This window comes from Herpetosiphon sp. (assembly GCF_003512625.1).
Classification (GTDB): Bacteria; Chloroflexota; Chloroflexia; order Chloroflexales; family Herpetosiphonaceae; genus Herpetosiphon; species Herpetosiphon aurantiacus.
Genome location: NZ_DOPT01000023.1, coordinates 75830 through 91766 on the forward strand (window position 1 = coordinate 75830; position 15937 = coordinate 91766).

A 15937-nucleotide genomic window follows, 5' to 3' on the forward strand; every position below is an offset into this window, starting at 1 on the left:
AAAGTAAGGCTACCTCGCTGAATTATTGGCGAGGTAGCTGGTTTGTTGAAAGAGTTTGCCTATGTTGCGCCCCAACAAATCGCGCCCACGCTGGCATATTGCGGTATTTCTAGCGCCAGCCCTGTTGCTGTATAGCATTGTGATGGTTTTCCCCTTGCTTGATACCTTGCGTTTGAGCTTGTTTAGCTCTAATGGCGAGAGTTTTGTTGGCTTAAGTAATTATCAACGCTTATTTACCGATAGCCAGTGGTGGCCCTATTTTTGGCGGGCACTCAAAAATACCGTGCTCTTTTTTATTTTACACATGGTGTTACAAAACCCCTTGGGCTTGTTGTTGGCAGCACTGTTGGATAGCAAAAACCTACGTGGGCGCAGCATCTACCGCACCCTGCTATTTTCGCCAACCATGCTTTCGTTTGTAATTGTGGGCTTTGTGTGGCAACTAATTCTTAGCCCAACTTGGGGCATTGCCCCAGCTATTAGTGAATTTTTGGGGGTGCGCTATCGGCCATGGCTCGGCTTAGAAAGCACTTCGTTGCCAACAATTGCCTTAATTTCAATTTGGCAATTTGTCGGTATTCCCATGCTCTTTTTTATGACGGCGCTCTTGGCCGTGCCCCAAGATATTTTGGAAGCAGCGCGAGTTGATGGAGCGAGTGCTTGGCAATTGTTCTGGCGAGTCAAGTTTCCGCTAATCTTGCCAACCGTTGGGATTGTGAGCATTTTGACCTTTATTGGCAATTTTAATGCTTTCGATTTGGTTTATACCGCCAAGGGAGCGCTGGCCGGGCCAAACTTTTCGACCGATTTGCTCGGAACCTTCTTCTATCGCACCTTCTATGGCTTCCAACTGCAACTTGGCGATTATGCCATGGGTACGACGATTGCCGTGATCATTTTCTTAATTATCTTATTTGGCAGCCTGTTGTATTTGCTGGGCTGGCAACGTAAGGTTGTAACCTATGAGCTCTAATTCGCTTGTGAGTGAACCATCAATGGCGCAACCCAAAGCCTCACCAAAGGCACTACGCCCGAGCCGCTGGCTCACACCATTGCTGGTGCATGCGGTGTTGGGCAGCTATACCCTATTGGCGATTGCGCCGGTGGTTTTGGTGGTGATGAATTCATTCAAAGGCTCGCAAGCAATTTTTCAACAACCCTACTCGCTGCCAGTTGGCGCAAATTTTGATCCGGTTGGCTATACCACCGTCTTTGAACAAACGGCAATCTTTCGCTATCTCGGCAATAGCTTGATGGTGACGCTTGGCTCAATTTTGCTGATTTTGCTGTTTGGTGCAATGACTGCCTTTGGTTTGACCGAATATCGTTTTCGCGGGCGCGGCTTTTTGACCTTATATGCCCTGATTGGCTTGATGATTCCGATTCGGTTGGCAACCGTGAGTATTCTCAAATTGATGGTTACCCTGAATCTGCAAGATACGATCTGGTCATTGATTATGGTGTATAGCGCTCAAGGCTTGCCGATGGCAATTTTTGTGCTTTCGCAATATATGCGCCAAGTGCCAACCGACCTCAAGGATGCGGCGCGGCTGGATGGAGCCAACGAATATCAAGTATTTTGGTTGGTTCTGCCCTTGATGCGCCCAGCCCTCGCGACCTTGGCAATTTTCGTGATGCTGCCAATTTGGAATGATCTGTGGTTTCCCTTGGTTTTAGCTCCTGGTGAGGCTTCACGCACGCTCACGCTAGGCGCACAACAATTCCTTGGTCAATTCCAAACCGATTGGAGCGCCTTGCTAGCGATGCTGACCTTGGCAATTGCCCCGGTTTTAGTGCTCTACCTCATTTTCTCGCGCCAACTGATTCGTGGCCTCACTGCTGGTACGGTCAAGGGGTAACAATTAGGCTTTATACGGACTCAACTCAAATTTCTAATTTCATCAAGCAACCATTGCTGGCCTCTGCATGTTATTTAGGGGGTGCAGGGGGATGAAAACACCCTGCGTTTCCCTCCAGCGGAGGGACGGAAGGGTTGAGAAATGATGAAACCGACGAAATACCAGTAGTTCTTTAAAGCGTGTAGGGAATTAAAACCTCCGGCATTCTCCTCCAACAGAGAGCTAGCAGAGTGGCTAAGCATAAATAGCCCTAGCCGAAAGCACACTTTCTTGGTAGCATACACAGAGATTGGTTAATTGTGCAAGGAGTGCTCGTATGCGGCTGCTTAACCGAACCAACGAACGCCATGAAGATAACAATCCCCATCAACGTAAAATTCTGGTTGCCGATGATGATCCAGCGATTTTGCGCTTGGTTGAGGTGGCGTTAAGCGGCCAGCGTTATCAACTTGTGACGGTTTCCAATGGCCTCGAAGCGCTCAAAATGTATCGCGATGGTGAATACCAACTCTTGCTGATTGACGTGATGATGCCGTATATTGATGGCTTTACGGTGACTGAGCGGATTCGTGCACGCTCCGATGTGCCAATTATCATTATCACTGCGCGTGATGGCACCGATGATGTGGTACATGGATTTGAACTCGGCGCTGACGATTATATTACCAAGCCATTTCGTACTGCCGAGTTGCAAGCGCGGGTTGAAGCAATTATTCGGCGGGTCGAGGGCTATCAACATCGTAAGGCCTCGCCAATTGTGCGCATCGGCGATTTAGAAATTGACGAGCCACGGCATAAAGTGCTGCTTGCGGGCGAGGACGTTAATCTTACGCCGATGGAATTCGAGTTGCTCTATTTCCTAGCAGCCAACTCTGGCCAAGTTTTTGATCGTGAAGTATTGTTTCGTGAAGTTTGGGGCTACGAATATGTTGGCCAAACCAATTTGGTCGATGTGTGTGTGCGCCGTTTGCGCGAAAAAATCGAAGAGCAACCATCCAAGCCGCGCCGCATCCTGACTGTGCGTGGGGTTGGCTATAAACTGGCCGATGGTGGCTCATTGTAAGCATTGAAAATTGATTGTTAGGGATGGTTTTGCTCTATGAAGGACGCAAAGTTACGAAGGGCTATTGGCTTTGGGCTATCGGAGATTGATTGGCACCTGCCCTGACCCCTATAAGAGAACTAGTCTCTTCGAAGGCTTATTACGTTAATCATTCCATGGAGTCTAGAGCCAACGTCGCCGCCGAAAAAACCAGAGCATTCCAATGGTGATCGCGAGCATAATTGCCCAAACCATCAAATAACCATAGCGCCAGTGCAATTCAGGCATCAGATCAAAATTCATCCCATACAGCGAGGTAACGAGGGTTAGTGGCAGAAAAATCGTGCTGACGATCGTTAGTGCCTTCATAATTTCATTCATTTTGTTCGAGGAAACCGAGAGGTAGGTATCCAAGGTGCTGCCAACCACATCGCGCACCCCTTCGCTGAGGTCGGTAATTCGCACCAAATGGTCGTAAATATCGCGAAAGTAAATTTCACAATTGCGCGAAATCAGGTCGAACTCGCCGCGTGAGAGCCGCTGCATTACTTCACGTTGCGGCGATACAACCCGTCGTAAGGCCAAAATACTATGCTTAAGCTCCAAAATGCGGCGTAAAGCACTGGGCTTAGGGTCTTGAATGATGCTATCTTCGAGAAAATCGACCTCTTCATCAATCCGATCAAGGTAAGGTAGAAATTCATCAACAACGGCATCAAGCACGGCATGGGCCAAGAAATCGGCTCCGCGCTCCAGAATTCGGCCATCACGTACCGCCCGATCCCAAACGGTATCCAAAGCTGCTAAGCGTACATGCGAGGTCGTTACAACAAAATTACGGCCTAAAAAGCAATTAAGTTCATCGGTACTTAGGCGTGAAACATCCTCGCCCACTGCCAGTGTATGCACAATAATGAACAGATGATCGCCAAAATCATCAACTTTGGGTGGTTGATAGCCGGTGCTCAGCGTATCTTCGATTGCTAGCGGGTGAAAATGAAATATCTCGCGTAAGAAGGTGTCGTATTCGGTTTGCTGACAGGCGTATAAATTGACCCACAGCATGCCCTCGCCGCTGGCATGGAGGTCGTGAATTTCTTCAACAGTCTTGATTTTGCGTAATGGTTGGTCGGGCAAGCTATACAGTGCTTGAAACATAAACACCATCTTTTATGAGCAAAAAGGGCAAGTCCTGCGACTTGCCCCAAACTATCGATGCAATCTAGGCTTACTTGACGCTGGTAATTCCATCATCGGCGGCAATCAGGCGGGTACGAGCTGTATTCGAAAGATCATACAACCACAACTCGCTAGGGCCGCTAATCATAGGCTCTGCACCACGTTCGTTGTCGGGCGATTGTAAAGCCCGAACATACAACAGCGCATCATCAACCACAGCGACTGAACCTAAATCGCCAAGGGTTGCACCTTTGATAATTTGACTATCGTTGCTGCCTTGGCGACTGTGCAGGCTATAATTCAATACTTGGCCGCTACGACAAGCCACATTTAAATAGTAGAGTTTGTTATCGCTGCTCCACGAGAGCGGGCGTACCCACCATTGGTCGGTAATTGCATCGAGTTGCTTCCCAGTTTGGTCGAGCACCAAGAGATCCGCGCCACCATCAGCTCGGAGCGCTTCGACGGCAATCCGGGTGCCATCAGCCGAAACTTGGGCTTGACCAACGCTGCGATAATTGCCCAAGCTCGCTTGGCCAAGCAATCCATCAGTGCCACTCAACGGATTACTGATCAACAAGCCACCTTGACCGCCATCGGTATGGCCAACCGTCAGTACTGAGCCATCGGGCAAGGCATGCGGCATACGGCGGCTCCACTCGTCGAGCGGCGAGACCGCGCTCGCATCGCCGCCATTGGCTTTCACCTGCCAGAGTCGATAGCTATCAGGGGCCGCATCGCTCCAAGGGGCAGTAAACCAAATGATCCCGCCATCAAGCGACCAAGCAGGCTCGGCACAACCACCAACATCAGCGACCAAGGTTTCATTATCGCCATCAATTGTGCTGGTCCAGAGTGCGCCTTGGGTTGGCAAGCCATCGGGGTTGGCGCGACAGAAGGCAATTTGGGTACGATCAGGGCTGATTGCCACTGCACTTTCAATTGCCAAGGTTGTGGTAATTGGCACGACTCGCGAGCTTTCGTAGCGATACAAATCGCCTTTGCTGGCAAACACAACTGGTTGCTTGGGTGCGCTGGGTGAACCATTGCTCTTGGCTAGTGGATCATCGCCCAGCGTGGCGGTAGCGCTATCAGCAATCACCACATTTAAGCGTCCGCCATCGAGCTGCACCGTAAATGGCAAAGCCTGATCCAGCCCAATTTCAATTAATACCCCAGCTGAATCGCTGCTAGATTGCGAAACGACTGAGCGTACATGTTGCAGCGTATCAAGTTTGAGCACTTTGGTGAGCGTGACCGACGATGAACGCCAGAGATCATCGTGTCGCCATAGCGGCAGATCGATTTGAATCACGCTGGCAATTGCGCTATCGCCTGCGAGCAATTGGGCCGCTGCTGGAGGCACACAGCGCACGACACCGTTGACGGGGCCGCTGCTGGAGGTTAATTCTAAGAATAAGCGATCGCCATTGGGCGTGCGATCAAGCCCAGCGTTATTTAAGCGGGCGCTGAAGCGCTCGTCGGTTACCGCCCCAAATGGCTGCGTACAAAAACTACTGCTTTGATTGGCAGTTGGGGTACTCGCGGGAGTGGCCCGAGGTGTACCGACTGGTGAAGGGCCAGCGGTTGGAGAAGCGCCTTTGGTAGGCGAAGGGCCAACTGTGCGGGTTGGGGTAGCCGAAGGCTCGGTTGTTGGCGACGCAGGTGCAGGCGTTAATGTCACCGTTGCCGTAGGAGTAGCCGTGCCTGTCGGAGTTAAGGCGAGAATAGTTAGCTCATTTTGTAACGGGCGAGCAGTGGGCTGTGGGGCTTGTTGACATGCTGCGAGCGCCACAACAACCAAGGCTAAACTCACACGTTGCCGTAACAACAACTTCAAACGACACTCCTTGGACAATCCAAATCGGCGCTAACGCCGCAATTACATGCCAGAAAACGAATTATCGTTTTGCACAATTTTAATCCAGCCGCGCTGTAATGCAAATACCACAGCTTGGGTGCGATCGTTGACCGCCAATTTGCGCAAAATTGATGAAATATGATTTTTGACAGTTTGATTGCTAATTTCGAGGCGGGCGGCAATTTCTTTATTGGTTTGCCCCGCCGCTACCAATTCCAAAACTTCAATTTCACGCGGTGACATTGGCGAGTAGACATGCTCGGTATGCGTATCCATAGTCAATTGGCGAAACGAATCCATCACAGCAGCAGCGACCGCTGGGGTATTCAGCACCAAATCATTAATTGGATAATTGCCAGAGCGCACCATATCGACCGAATTGATCAGATCATCCCAATCGATTGTGCGTGAAAGATAGGCGGCCACACCTGCTCGCAATGATTTTACAATACCTTCTTGATCGTTGATATCACTGAGCAAAATTACGCCAATATTGGGATGATTTAATTTGACTGTGCGAGCGACTTCAATTCCGTTGACCCCTGGTAAATCGACATCCATCACAATAATATCGGGGTTACTATAATCGACCAAACGAATGGCTTGCTGTCCATTGCTGGCCTCACCAATAATTTTATAGCGTGGTACTTGGCCGAAATGATAGCGTAAGCCTTCACGATAAATTGTATGGGCATGAACCAACACAATATTGGTTTTGGCGCTCGACTCGCCACGTCGGCGCGAGTTTTCCGCAGATGCTTGCATACGATCCACTCTTTCTGGAATCCTAGGCATACCCTCGGTAAGCGATGATATGCGCAATTATACACGACGACGAGCATCAGCATTGATTGAGGTTAAACGTTAGTGGGATAGCAGATGATGCTATCTGCTGATAATACACTGAATTATAGCGAATCGGCTAGCCTTATTCCCAACAATTTGATGACAATTAATAATCGCTCATCCGACTTTAAGCCCTACTTTAGCCGATCGCCATGGTTAGCGCGTGAATCGTAACTGATATAATGCTGCTACGCTGGCTCAGGCTAAGGGTGCTTGGTCATGGGTGATCTCAAGCAGCTAGCCAATATGGTATTATTTTGAGTCAGGAGGGTTATTATGTCCACTAGCATTCGCGCTCGTTCTTGGCGCGAGTTTAATCCAATTATGGTTGTTGCGGTCTTGCTCTTGCTGGCAATTAGCGTACCAATGGTCTATACAACCACGGTTGGAGCCGCCGGAACCTTGGTGTTTGGGCTAGGTTCTTCGTTTGCTAAACATATTGTCTGGGTCAGCATGGGCATTAGTCTGATGTTTGGTCTGGCCATGGTCGATTATCAATTGCTGCGTTCGTTAGCGATTGTTTTATATATCGCTGCGCTTGGGCTTTTGGGCATGGTGGTGGCGTTAGGCCAAGTTAAATATGGTGCGCAAAGCTGGATCGGCTCAAGCCAACTTTCGTTTCAGCCAACCGAGCCAGCCAAACTGATGGTGATCATCGCGCTTGCCGCATTTTGGAGCAAGCATGGCGATGAGCCTAGCCCTTGGAAATCGGTCTTTATCTCGTTGGGAATTTTAGCCGTACCCCTTGGCTTGGTTATGCTACAGCCTGATTTTGGCTCAGGCATGGTGATGATCGGCATTTGGCTAGTGATGTCGTTGGTTGCCAATACCCGTTGGGTACAATATGGCATCTTGACCCTGTTCAGTGCGCCGGTGGTCGTCTTAGCATGGCTCAAATTTGATGAATATCAACGCGAACGCTTGACCGTGTTTCTTACTCCTGAGCGTTGCGAAACCGATTTAGAGTTTCGGATGCGAGCATGTTGGCAAATTATTCAATCGCGTTTGGCAATTGGCAATGGTGGCCTTGGCGGCATGGGCTTGTTGCGCGGGGTGCAAAGCCAATTGAACTATTTGCCCGTTCAAGAGAGCGACTTTATTTTCGCGGTTACGGCGGAAGAGTTAGGCTTTATTGGCGCGGCAGTCGTGATTGTGTTGCAATTAATCATCATCTGGCAAATTTGGCGCGTAGTTGAGCGAGCACGTGACCCTTTTGGGCGTTTGATGGCGGCTGGGGTTGCTGGCCTGTTGTTGGTGCATTGTCTCGAAAATATGGGCATGAACTTGATTATGATGCCCATGACTGGAATTCCGCTGCCTTTTCTGAGCTATGGTGGCTCGTTTACCCTGACGGTTTTGATGGGCATCGGTGTAGTGCTAAGCGTCTCGATTCGCAGTAAACGTTGGTCATTTAATTAAGGTACTAGATCAACTGAGGACTATTTGACGATCGGTTGCGGTGAATAAACCACCCGCAGACCCAGCACGTTAATTAAAATTGCCTAACCAACTACCTTGCCCGCCTTCGGGCGATTTCGTATAATACATCGTAACATTTTCTTTCTTGATAAGCTTGATCAACATTGTTCCTACAAAGGTGCTTGGATTGATTCAACCAAAACCTTTGAAGAAGCTCCTGCGAGATGCAGTAGTTGTAGGTGGGTTGGGATGTTGGTAGCAATTATTATTATGCTCTTGTTTATTTGCTGTCCTACAACATCACCCCTACTTCGGCAAGCCGCGCATTGATCGTTCCTTAAAGCCAAGGGGGCTGTATGGCGTTAATCAAACGAGGTGGGACATCGCGTTTAACCCCAATCGATGGGCCAGATGCTGGCTCGTCAAGCGGGCAGGCCGATGATGCAACACGTACTTTCTCTCCACAACCAACCAGCGATGACTCGACTCGCGGCTTAGATGCAACCCACACGATTGCTCCAGCCGATGCCGATTCGACTCGTGGCTTAATCGCTGCGGGCAATGATTCAACTCGCAGCATCGCTCCGCCGGCCAATCCTGATGCCACCCGTGGGATCAACCAAAACCCCGATGCCACCCGTGGAATCAATCAAAATCCTGATGCTACCCGTAGCGTTAGCAATCGTGTTGGCTCAATTTTACGCAATCAAGGGGTTTCACGCTTAGGCACCGAGGATATTCGCAATCGTGCGCCTAACCCCGATGCCACCCGTTTGCAGCAACCGGGAGCCAAACCTGCCGAGCCAACTAATGCCCAATCCAGTTCGCCAGCGCTCAAAGCTGGCACGGTACTCGAAGGGCGCTATGTGGTTGAAGGCGTTTTAGGCATCGGCGGGATGAGCGTGGTCTACAAGGGCCGCGACACCCGTTTTAAAGATGTAACCCGTTTTTGCGCGATCAAAGAGATGTTCCAAAGCTCGCTCGATTCGCAAACCCGTTTATTGAGCTTGAAGAACTTCGAACGCGAAGCTGGGTTATTGGCGACCCTCAACCATCCAGCTATTCCCAAAGTCTACGACTTCTTCGAGGAAGCAGGCCGCGCCTATTTGGTGATGGAATTAATCGAAGGTCATGATCTCGAAACCGTGCTCGAAAAAGCCAACGGCCCTTTGGAAGAGCAACAAGTTGGGCGTTGGGCAATTCAACTCTGCGATGTGCTGAATTATCTGCATGGCCATGAACCTGAGCCAATTATCTTCCGCGACTTAAAACCATCGAATATAATTGTGACTCCAACTGATCGGATTGTGCTGATTGACTTCGGGATTGCGCGGGTCTTTACCCGCACCGATAAAAAAGGCACGATGATTGGCACGGAAGGTTACTCGCCGCCTGAACAATATCGTGGGGTTGCCGAAGCACGGGGTGATGTCTACGCTTTGGGCGCAACCTTGCACCATTTGCTGACCAATATTGACCCGCGGTTGGAAACCCCATTTACCTTCGGTGATCGCCCAATTCGTCAATTGAACCCAACTGTTTCGCCAGAAGTTGAAGCGATTGTGATGAAATCGCTGGAATACGATATGGCCAATCGTTGGGGTTCGGCGGCTGAATTCCAGTCGGTCTTGTTGAGCGTGCCAGGCTTTGCCCCCGCTGGGGTTGCAGTGGCAGCACCAGCAACTCCGGCCTTTGGTGCCGCTATTCGCCGTGGCGGCAAAAATGCCGAGGTGCTTTGGAAGTTCCGCTGTGAAGATGAGGTGCGTTCATCGCCATTTGTGCGCAATGGTACGCTCTACATCGGTTGCTACGATACCAACCTCTATGCAATTGATACCAAGCGCGGGGAATTTCGCTGGAAGAAGCCAACCGAGGGCGGTATTTCATCAACACCCACAGTTTGGGATGATATAGTGATTGTTGGCTCGGATGATGGCAATGTCTATGCCTTTGATACCCGTGCTGGCACGCAACGCTGGGTCTTTCGTACCGAAAAACCGGTGCGCTCATCGCCCCGCGTCCAAGATCGCTTGGTCTATTTTGGCTCCGACGATTACCACTTGTATGCGGTTGATGCCACCAATGGTCGCCAGATTTGGCGCTATCGCGGCTGGCAATGGATTCGTTCCTCGCCCTGTTTGACCAGTAATATGGTGATTTTTGGCTCGGGCGATGGCAGCATTGTGGCGCTTGATCTCTTCAAGGGCGGCATTCGTTGGAAGCAAAAACTCCAAGGTGGGATTGTTTCAAGCGCCACGGCTAACGATAAGATGGTGCTCGTTGGCTGTATGGATAATAATTTGCATGCGCTCGACCTTGAAGGTGGTTGGCCGATCTGGAAATTCCGCACCAGCCACTACGTCAATTCGTCGCCAATTATCATTGGTAATCGAGCTTTTGTGGGCGGGATTGACGGCAATATTTATGCAGTCGATCTCAAAAATGGCAAACAAGTTTGGCAATATAATACCGGAGCACAAATCGTTTCATCACCCGTTGCCGATTCAGGCCGAATCTACATTGGCGCGGCTGATGGCACGGTTTATTGTCTCGACGCTGGATCGGGTACACCTGTTTGGACGCATACCTGCGAAGGCCCAATCGTTTCGACCCCAGCGGTTGTTGAAGGGGTCGTCTATATCGGGTCGATGGATCACCAGGTCTATGCCTTACGTGCTTAGGAGAGTCCGCCATGGGATTTTTTCGTAAATTATTCGGGCGTACTTCAACTGAGCCAAGCACGCTTGATCCAGCTTCTACTACAACCGATCAGTTACCTGTTGCTGTCGCTAGCCCAGTTGCTAGCGAGGCATTAGCCGAAACGCCAATCGAGGTTGTTGCGGTTGCTGCAACTGAGGTACCAACCGAGCCATTGATCAGCGCCGAGCCACTGGCCGAATTGCCAGCAGCCCAAACTGCTGGCGCGGTGGCAACCGAGCGTTCGCAAAAAACGACCGCGCCACTTGACCCTGAGCAACTGCCCGAGCGCGATCCTGATGGCACGAATTATCTCGGAACCCGCGATATTAGTGCTGCGCCGATCGTTGCTAAAGCGGTCTCAACCCGTGGGCTAGCCAGTTGGGCCGCCCGCGATATTGGCCGCATTCGCCGTAATAATCAAGATAGTGTTTACACAAGCTTGATGAGTTTGCCCGATGGCGAGCACGATATCAGCGTGGGCCTGTTTGTGGTTGCCGACGGCATGGGTGGCCACGAAGGCGGCGAAATCGCCTCGCGCCGTGCGATCGAAACCGTGATGATCGCGGTGTTGGAGCAAATGGCCTTGCCAGCAATGGCCGATGAAGATCCTGGTAACCCACTGCCCTTGCTGATGATGAGCGCCGTGCAAGATGCCAACACCCGCATCTGGAACGAAGCTCAATCGCGTGGCACCGATATGGGCACGACCTGTACTGCTGCCTTATTGGTTGGCGATGGCTTGTATATTGCCCATGTTGGCGATAGTCGCCTATATGCCATGAGCGATGGCAAACTCCGCCTGATCACCGCTGATCATTCCACCGTGGGGCGCTTGATTGCGATGGGTCAATTGACCGAAGAAGAAACCCGCAATCACCCGCTGCGCAACCAACTCTATCGCACCGTTGGCCAACATCCGGAGATCCAAGTCGATTCAATCTACCAAAGCCTTGAGGGTATCAGCCATTTGTTATTGTGTAGCGATGGCTTATGGAGTATGGTTGACGACGATGAGATGGCTGCAATCATCAACGAAACGCCATGGCCGCAAGATGCCTGCCAGCGTTTGATTGCCCGCGCCAACTTAGCCGGTGGCGAAGATAACATTAGCGCGGTGGTTGTTTCATTGCCACCCTTGCAAGGCCAAGGAGCGCTCCGATGAGTACCCAAGCAATGGTTCAACTGCGCATCACCCCTGGGCGGCCAGCAGTTGCCCAAAGTAACGATCCGCAAATTGTTTATTTGTTGGTCGAAGCCTCGCCTGCTGGCATTCCCGATGCCGATTTGGCGATTCCGGTCAACCTTGGTTTTATTGTTGATCGTAGCTCTTCGATGCGCGGCGAACGGCTTTACCAAGTCAAAGAGGCTTGTAATAACGTCGTTAATCAGCTCAATCGCCAAGATTATTTCTCGGTGGTGTCGTTCAACGATCGGGCTGAGGTGGTTGTACCCTGCCAACGCCCCAACGATAAAGACCAAATTAAACGCGCGATTGGCATGATCGAGGCCAAAGGTGGCACTGAGATGGCCACAGGCATGATGATGGGCTTACAGGAAATTTCACGCCCTATGATGAGCCGCGGCATCAGCCGTATGGTCTTGTTGACCGATGGCCGTACTTATGGCGATGAAAGCCGCTGTGTCGAAATTGCGCGGCGTGCTCAATCCAAAGGCATCGGCATTACAGCCTTGGGCATTGGCGATGAGTGGAATGAAGATCTGCTCGAAACAATCGCCTCAGCCGAAAACAGCCGCACCGAATATATCACCAATGCTCAGCAAATTGTCAACGTTTTCTCTGACGAGATCAAACGTTTGCAAAATGTGATGGCGCATAAAGTTGAAATGCGTTTCCATCTGCACCCGCAGGCTGAAATTCGTTCGCTGTTTCGGGTGCGCCCATTTATTGCCGCGCTCACCCCACAATTGCATAACGAAACGCTGTGGCGTATGCCACTGGGCGAGTGGGTTGGCCGCGAAGATCAAATCTTTTTGTTAGAGCTGGTCGTGCCGCCGCTGCCCGCAGGCAATCAAACGATCTGTCGGATCGAGATGTTTTACGAAGTGCCCAGCATCAGTAGCCAAGCCTTACAAACCAAGGTCGATGTCCAACTGCCGGTACGGCCTGCCGAGCAAATTCGGCCTGATGTTGATGGCGTGGTTAAACATTGGCTCGAACGCACCGTGGCCTATCGTTTGCAAGCCTCGGCGTGGCAACATGTTGAGCAAGGCAACATCGAGGAAGCGACCAAAAAGTTACGCATGGCTGGCACACGCTTGCTCGAATCGGGCCAAACTGAGCTTGCCCAAACCGTTCAAGAAGAGGCCACCCGCCTGTTGCGTAGCGGCACAACCAGCGATGAAGGTCGCAAACGGATTAAATACGGCACCCGTGGCTTGGTCGCTCGCGAACGGGGCGGAGAGCAATAGGAAGTTGTTATGATTAAGTGTCCAGCGTGTGAAACCGAAAATTTACCAGGCACCTTCTTTTGCGTTGATTGTGGCTCGTCGTTTTTGCCCTCGCGCATTCGTGAAACGACTGCCTCACTTGGCGCAGCAACCATGGCGGGTGGCTCTGGTAATTTAGTCATTCCACCGCCTGCGCCACCGCGCGATACGGCAATTCCGGTGTTGCGGGTGGTGATTCTGAATAGCGGACGTAAGCTTGGCTTCAATACCAACCAGCCAATTGTGATTGGTCGCCAAGATAGCAAGGGCAGTTTCTACCCCGATATTGATCTTTCAACCGATGGTGGTTTAGAGGCTGGCGTTTCACGTCGTCATGCAATTATTCGCATTCAAAGCGGCAATGTTTGCACACTCGAAGATTTAGGTAGCTCGAATGGCACCTTTATCAACCGTGAAAAGCTGGCTGCCAATAGCCCTAAAGCCTTGCGTCATGGCGATGAAGTGCGTTTGGGCAATATTCTGTTACGCATTGAGTTGACTAGCCAATAGCTGTTATAGCTGATAAAAGGAGTTTTTCTATGGGTGCTCGAATTGTTATTTTGCACTTGAGCGGCGAAGATCCAATTGTCGCTGAGATGGAAGAAGATCCCCAGCCAACCGATGCCTTTATTCGGGTTAGCAATATGCGCCGTCGTGATGGCAAAGATGTGCCGTATATTGGTGGTGGGGTGCAATCGGTGATTTACCCGTGGCATCGGGTAACGTTTATCGAAATGATGGTCAGCGAAGAAGAACGCGGCAATGTGATCGACTTCTTCCGCGACGCATAACGTTCGCCCAAATCGAACAATCTACAATTACAATCCCTTGGTGGTGGCTTCGGTGATGATCGAAGTCAGTGCCAAGGGATTCTTAACGATTGTTAATCCTAGTTTCTCATTTTTCACAGAGCGCAAAAGTGGCTGTGGTATAATGCGCTGTGGCTGAGGCAAGCATGGCTTGTTTCTTACGGACATTCGTCCGATTGGGCCCAGTTATAGTGAACATGAGATTGCTTGGTGGCAGCGTTGCCACAACTGCACCTTCATCCACTCCGTTCCCCATGGACGAATACCAGCATGCAGACAACCATCATCATGGCACAAGGCAAAGCATGACAAACGCTGGACAAAACAGATTAGGCCTTCGATTTCGCGAAGCCCGCGAAGCCCGTGGCATTTCACTGGCTCAAGCTTCAAGTGAAACCCGAATTATCCAACGCTATTTGGCGGCCCTCGAAAATGGTGAATATCATCATCTGCCGGGCGATGTTTATGCCCGTGGTTTTATTCGCAATTATGCTCAATATTTGAATCTGCCCGCAGATGAGTTGATCGATCTGTATCGGATTGAGCGCGGTGCTTCAACCCCGATCCGGATTGTGCCAGCCGCAGTGCCACCCCGTCGGAACACGATTTTTCTGCCCAGTCTTTGGACGGTAATTTTGGTGGTGCTGGCGTTGGTCGTCATTGGCTATCTGACGCTGAATGCGCTTGGGCTTACGACAATCAATAGTACGTCAGTGTCTGGTGGTGCAACCACGACGTTGGCTATTGCCACCCCAACCTTACTCGCAACCCCAACCGCTCAACCAACCAATCCCGATGGTTCTGTCCCATCGCCAATTAATCCATTGGCAACCCCAACCGTTACGATAACTCCGACCCAAGATGTGCCAGTCCAGGTTGTCTTGCGGATTGATGGCGGTTCGTCGTGGTTGCAGGTCTTGGTTGATGGCCAAAATACGATTGAAGGGATTCAAAATAACGGCTGGACGCAGACATTTTCAGCGCAGCAAACGATTCAGGTCAAGGCTGGTAACGCTGCCGTGGTCGAGGTGATTCACAATGGCAAGCCGCCAGTTCGCATGGGTGCACCCAACCAAGTTGTGACCACCATCTATACGCCCAACTAAACTCGCTGAATGCTGTTAGCAATTCTTGGGGTATAGTTAAAGCTGCATTCGTAAATCTAGCAAGTATATGGGGAGGCTTTTTGTGGCTGAATTTAGTTTTGATGTGGTTTCAGATTTTGATCGTCAAGAATTGATTAATGCTGTTGATCAAACCAAACGTGATGTTGGCACACGCTACGATTTGAAAGATACCAATACCGATATTACGCTTGGCGAGAAGGATATTACGATTGTTACCAGCAGCGAATTGGCATTAAATGCAGTCCGCGATCTGCTCGAAACCAAAGCATTACGGCGTAATCTCTCGATCAAAATGTTCGATTTTGGCGAGCCAGAGGAAATTGGCGGCATGAAGATTCGCCAAGTGATTACCTTGCGCAAAGGCATTGCCGATGATATTGCCAAGAAAATTCAAAAATTGATTAAGGCCGAGGTTCCCAAGGCTCAAGCTCGCATCCAAGGCGATTCGCTGCGGGTTTCATCGAAAAGCAAAGACGAATTACAAGCAGTGATGAGCCTGCTGCGCGAACGCGGCGACGATTTTCCATTGCCATTGCAATTCAACAATTATCGCTAAACAATCGAATGCCCTCACAAGGGTATGTTTTGTAAGCATGGATTGGGAACACCACCCTTCCGTCCCGCCTCGAGGCGGGAAACGCAGGGGG

Annotated in this window: 14 protein-coding genes; 11 read left to right on the plus strand and 3 right to left on the minus strand. The window is 50.6% G+C overall.

What is annotated here, in order from left to right; all coding sequences use genetic code 11:
* The first annotated feature begins 61 nt into the window (after positions 1–61).
* The 3 genes from DEF47_RS05530 to DEF47_RS05540 all read left to right on the plus strand — a co-directional run bounded on the left by DEF47_RS05530 (position 62) and on the right by DEF47_RS05540 (position 2922).
* Complete coding sequence (locus tag DEF47_RS05530) at positions 62–973, plus strand: carbohydrate ABC transporter permease (protein ID WP_012191558.1); 912 nt, start codon at positions 62–64, stop codon at positions 971–973.
* Between the two features lie 22 nt (positions 974–995).
* On the plus strand, positions 996–1859 hold the full coding sequence (locus DEF47_RS05535; protein ID WP_287045011.1) for a carbohydrate ABC transporter permease: 864 nt from the start codon (positions 996–998) through the stop codon (positions 1857–1859).
* Positions 1860–2175: 316 nt separating this feature from the next.
* Complete coding sequence (locus tag DEF47_RS05540) at positions 2176–2922, plus strand: winged helix-turn-helix domain-containing protein (RefSeq protein ID WP_012191560.1); 747 nt, start codon at positions 2176–2178, stop codon at positions 2920–2922.
* 162 nt (positions 2923–3084) lie between these two features.
* On the opposite strand, the gene corA is transcribed toward DEF47_RS05540, so the two are convergent.
* The 3 genes from corA to DEF47_RS05555 all read right to left on the minus strand — a co-directional run bounded on the left by corA (position 3085) and on the right by DEF47_RS05555 (position 6706).
* The gene (gene corA / locus DEF47_RS05545) at positions 3085–4059 is read right to left on the minus strand and encodes a magnesium/cobalt transporter CorA (RefSeq protein WP_287045012.1); all 975 of its coding nucleotides are present in this window, start codon (positions 4057–4059) and stop codon (positions 3085–3087) included.
* A gap of 70 nt (positions 4060–4129) precedes the next feature.
* Positions 4130–5920, minus strand: a complete 1791-nt coding sequence (locus DEF47_RS05550) for a TolB family protein (RefSeq protein ID WP_012191562.1) — start codon at positions 5918–5920, stop codon at positions 4130–4132.
* A 42-nt stretch (positions 5921–5962) separates the two neighbouring features.
* Positions 5963–6706 (minus strand): response regulator transcription factor, encoded by a 744-nt coding sequence (locus DEF47_RS05555; RefSeq protein WP_287045013.1) that lies wholly within the window; start codon positions 6704–6706, stop codon positions 5963–5965.
* Between the two features lie 357 nt (positions 6707–7063).
* Here DEF47_RS05555 and DEF47_RS05560 point away from each other — a divergent pair, with 357 nt between their 5' ends.
* From DEF47_RS05560 to DEF47_RS05595, 8 genes are all read left to right on the plus strand, one after another.
* Positions 7064–8206, plus strand: a complete 1143-nt coding sequence (locus tag DEF47_RS05560) for an FtsW/RodA/SpoVE family cell cycle protein (RefSeq protein WP_012191564.1) — start codon at positions 7064–7066, stop codon at positions 8204–8206.
* A 356-nt stretch (positions 8207–8562) separates the two neighbouring features.
* Positions 8563–10887, plus strand: coding sequence for a serine/threonine-protein kinase (locus DEF47_RS05565; RefSeq protein ID WP_012191565.1), 2325 nt, complete (start codon positions 8563–8565; stop codon positions 10885–10887).
* Positions 10888–10898: 11 nt separating this feature from the next.
* Positions 10899–12068: a PP2C family protein-serine/threonine phosphatase gene (locus DEF47_RS05570; protein ID WP_012191566.1), complete on the plus strand. Its 1170-nt coding sequence runs from the start codon at positions 10899–10901 to the stop codon at positions 12066–12068.
* Positions 12065–13336, plus strand: coding sequence for a vWA domain-containing protein (locus tag DEF47_RS05575; RefSeq protein ID WP_012191567.1), 1272 nt, complete (start codon positions 12065–12067; stop codon positions 13334–13336). The genes DEF47_RS05570 and DEF47_RS05575 overlap by 4 nt, the downstream gene beginning before the upstream one ends.
* A 9-nt stretch (positions 13337–13345) precedes the next feature.
* Positions 13346–13864, plus strand: coding sequence for an FHA domain-containing protein (locus DEF47_RS05580; RefSeq protein WP_012191568.1), 519 nt, complete (start codon positions 13346–13348; stop codon positions 13862–13864).
* A gap of 29 nt (positions 13865–13893) precedes the next feature.
* The gene (locus DEF47_RS05585; protein WP_012191569.1) at positions 13894–14145 is read left to right on the plus strand and encodes a hypothetical protein; all 252 of its coding nucleotides are present in this window, start codon (positions 13894–13896) and stop codon (positions 14143–14145) included.
* 323 nt (positions 14146–14468) lie between these two features.
* Positions 14469–15269, plus strand: a complete 801-nt coding sequence (locus DEF47_RS05590) for a helix-turn-helix domain-containing protein (protein ID WP_041304791.1) — start codon at positions 14469–14471, stop codon at positions 15267–15269.
* A 67-nt stretch (positions 15270–15336) separates the two neighbouring features.
* Complete coding sequence (locus DEF47_RS05595; protein WP_041304793.1) at positions 15337–15846, plus strand: YajQ family cyclic di-GMP-binding protein; 510 nt, start codon at positions 15337–15339, stop codon at positions 15844–15846.
* The last annotated feature ends 91 nt before the right edge of the window (positions 15847–15937 follow it).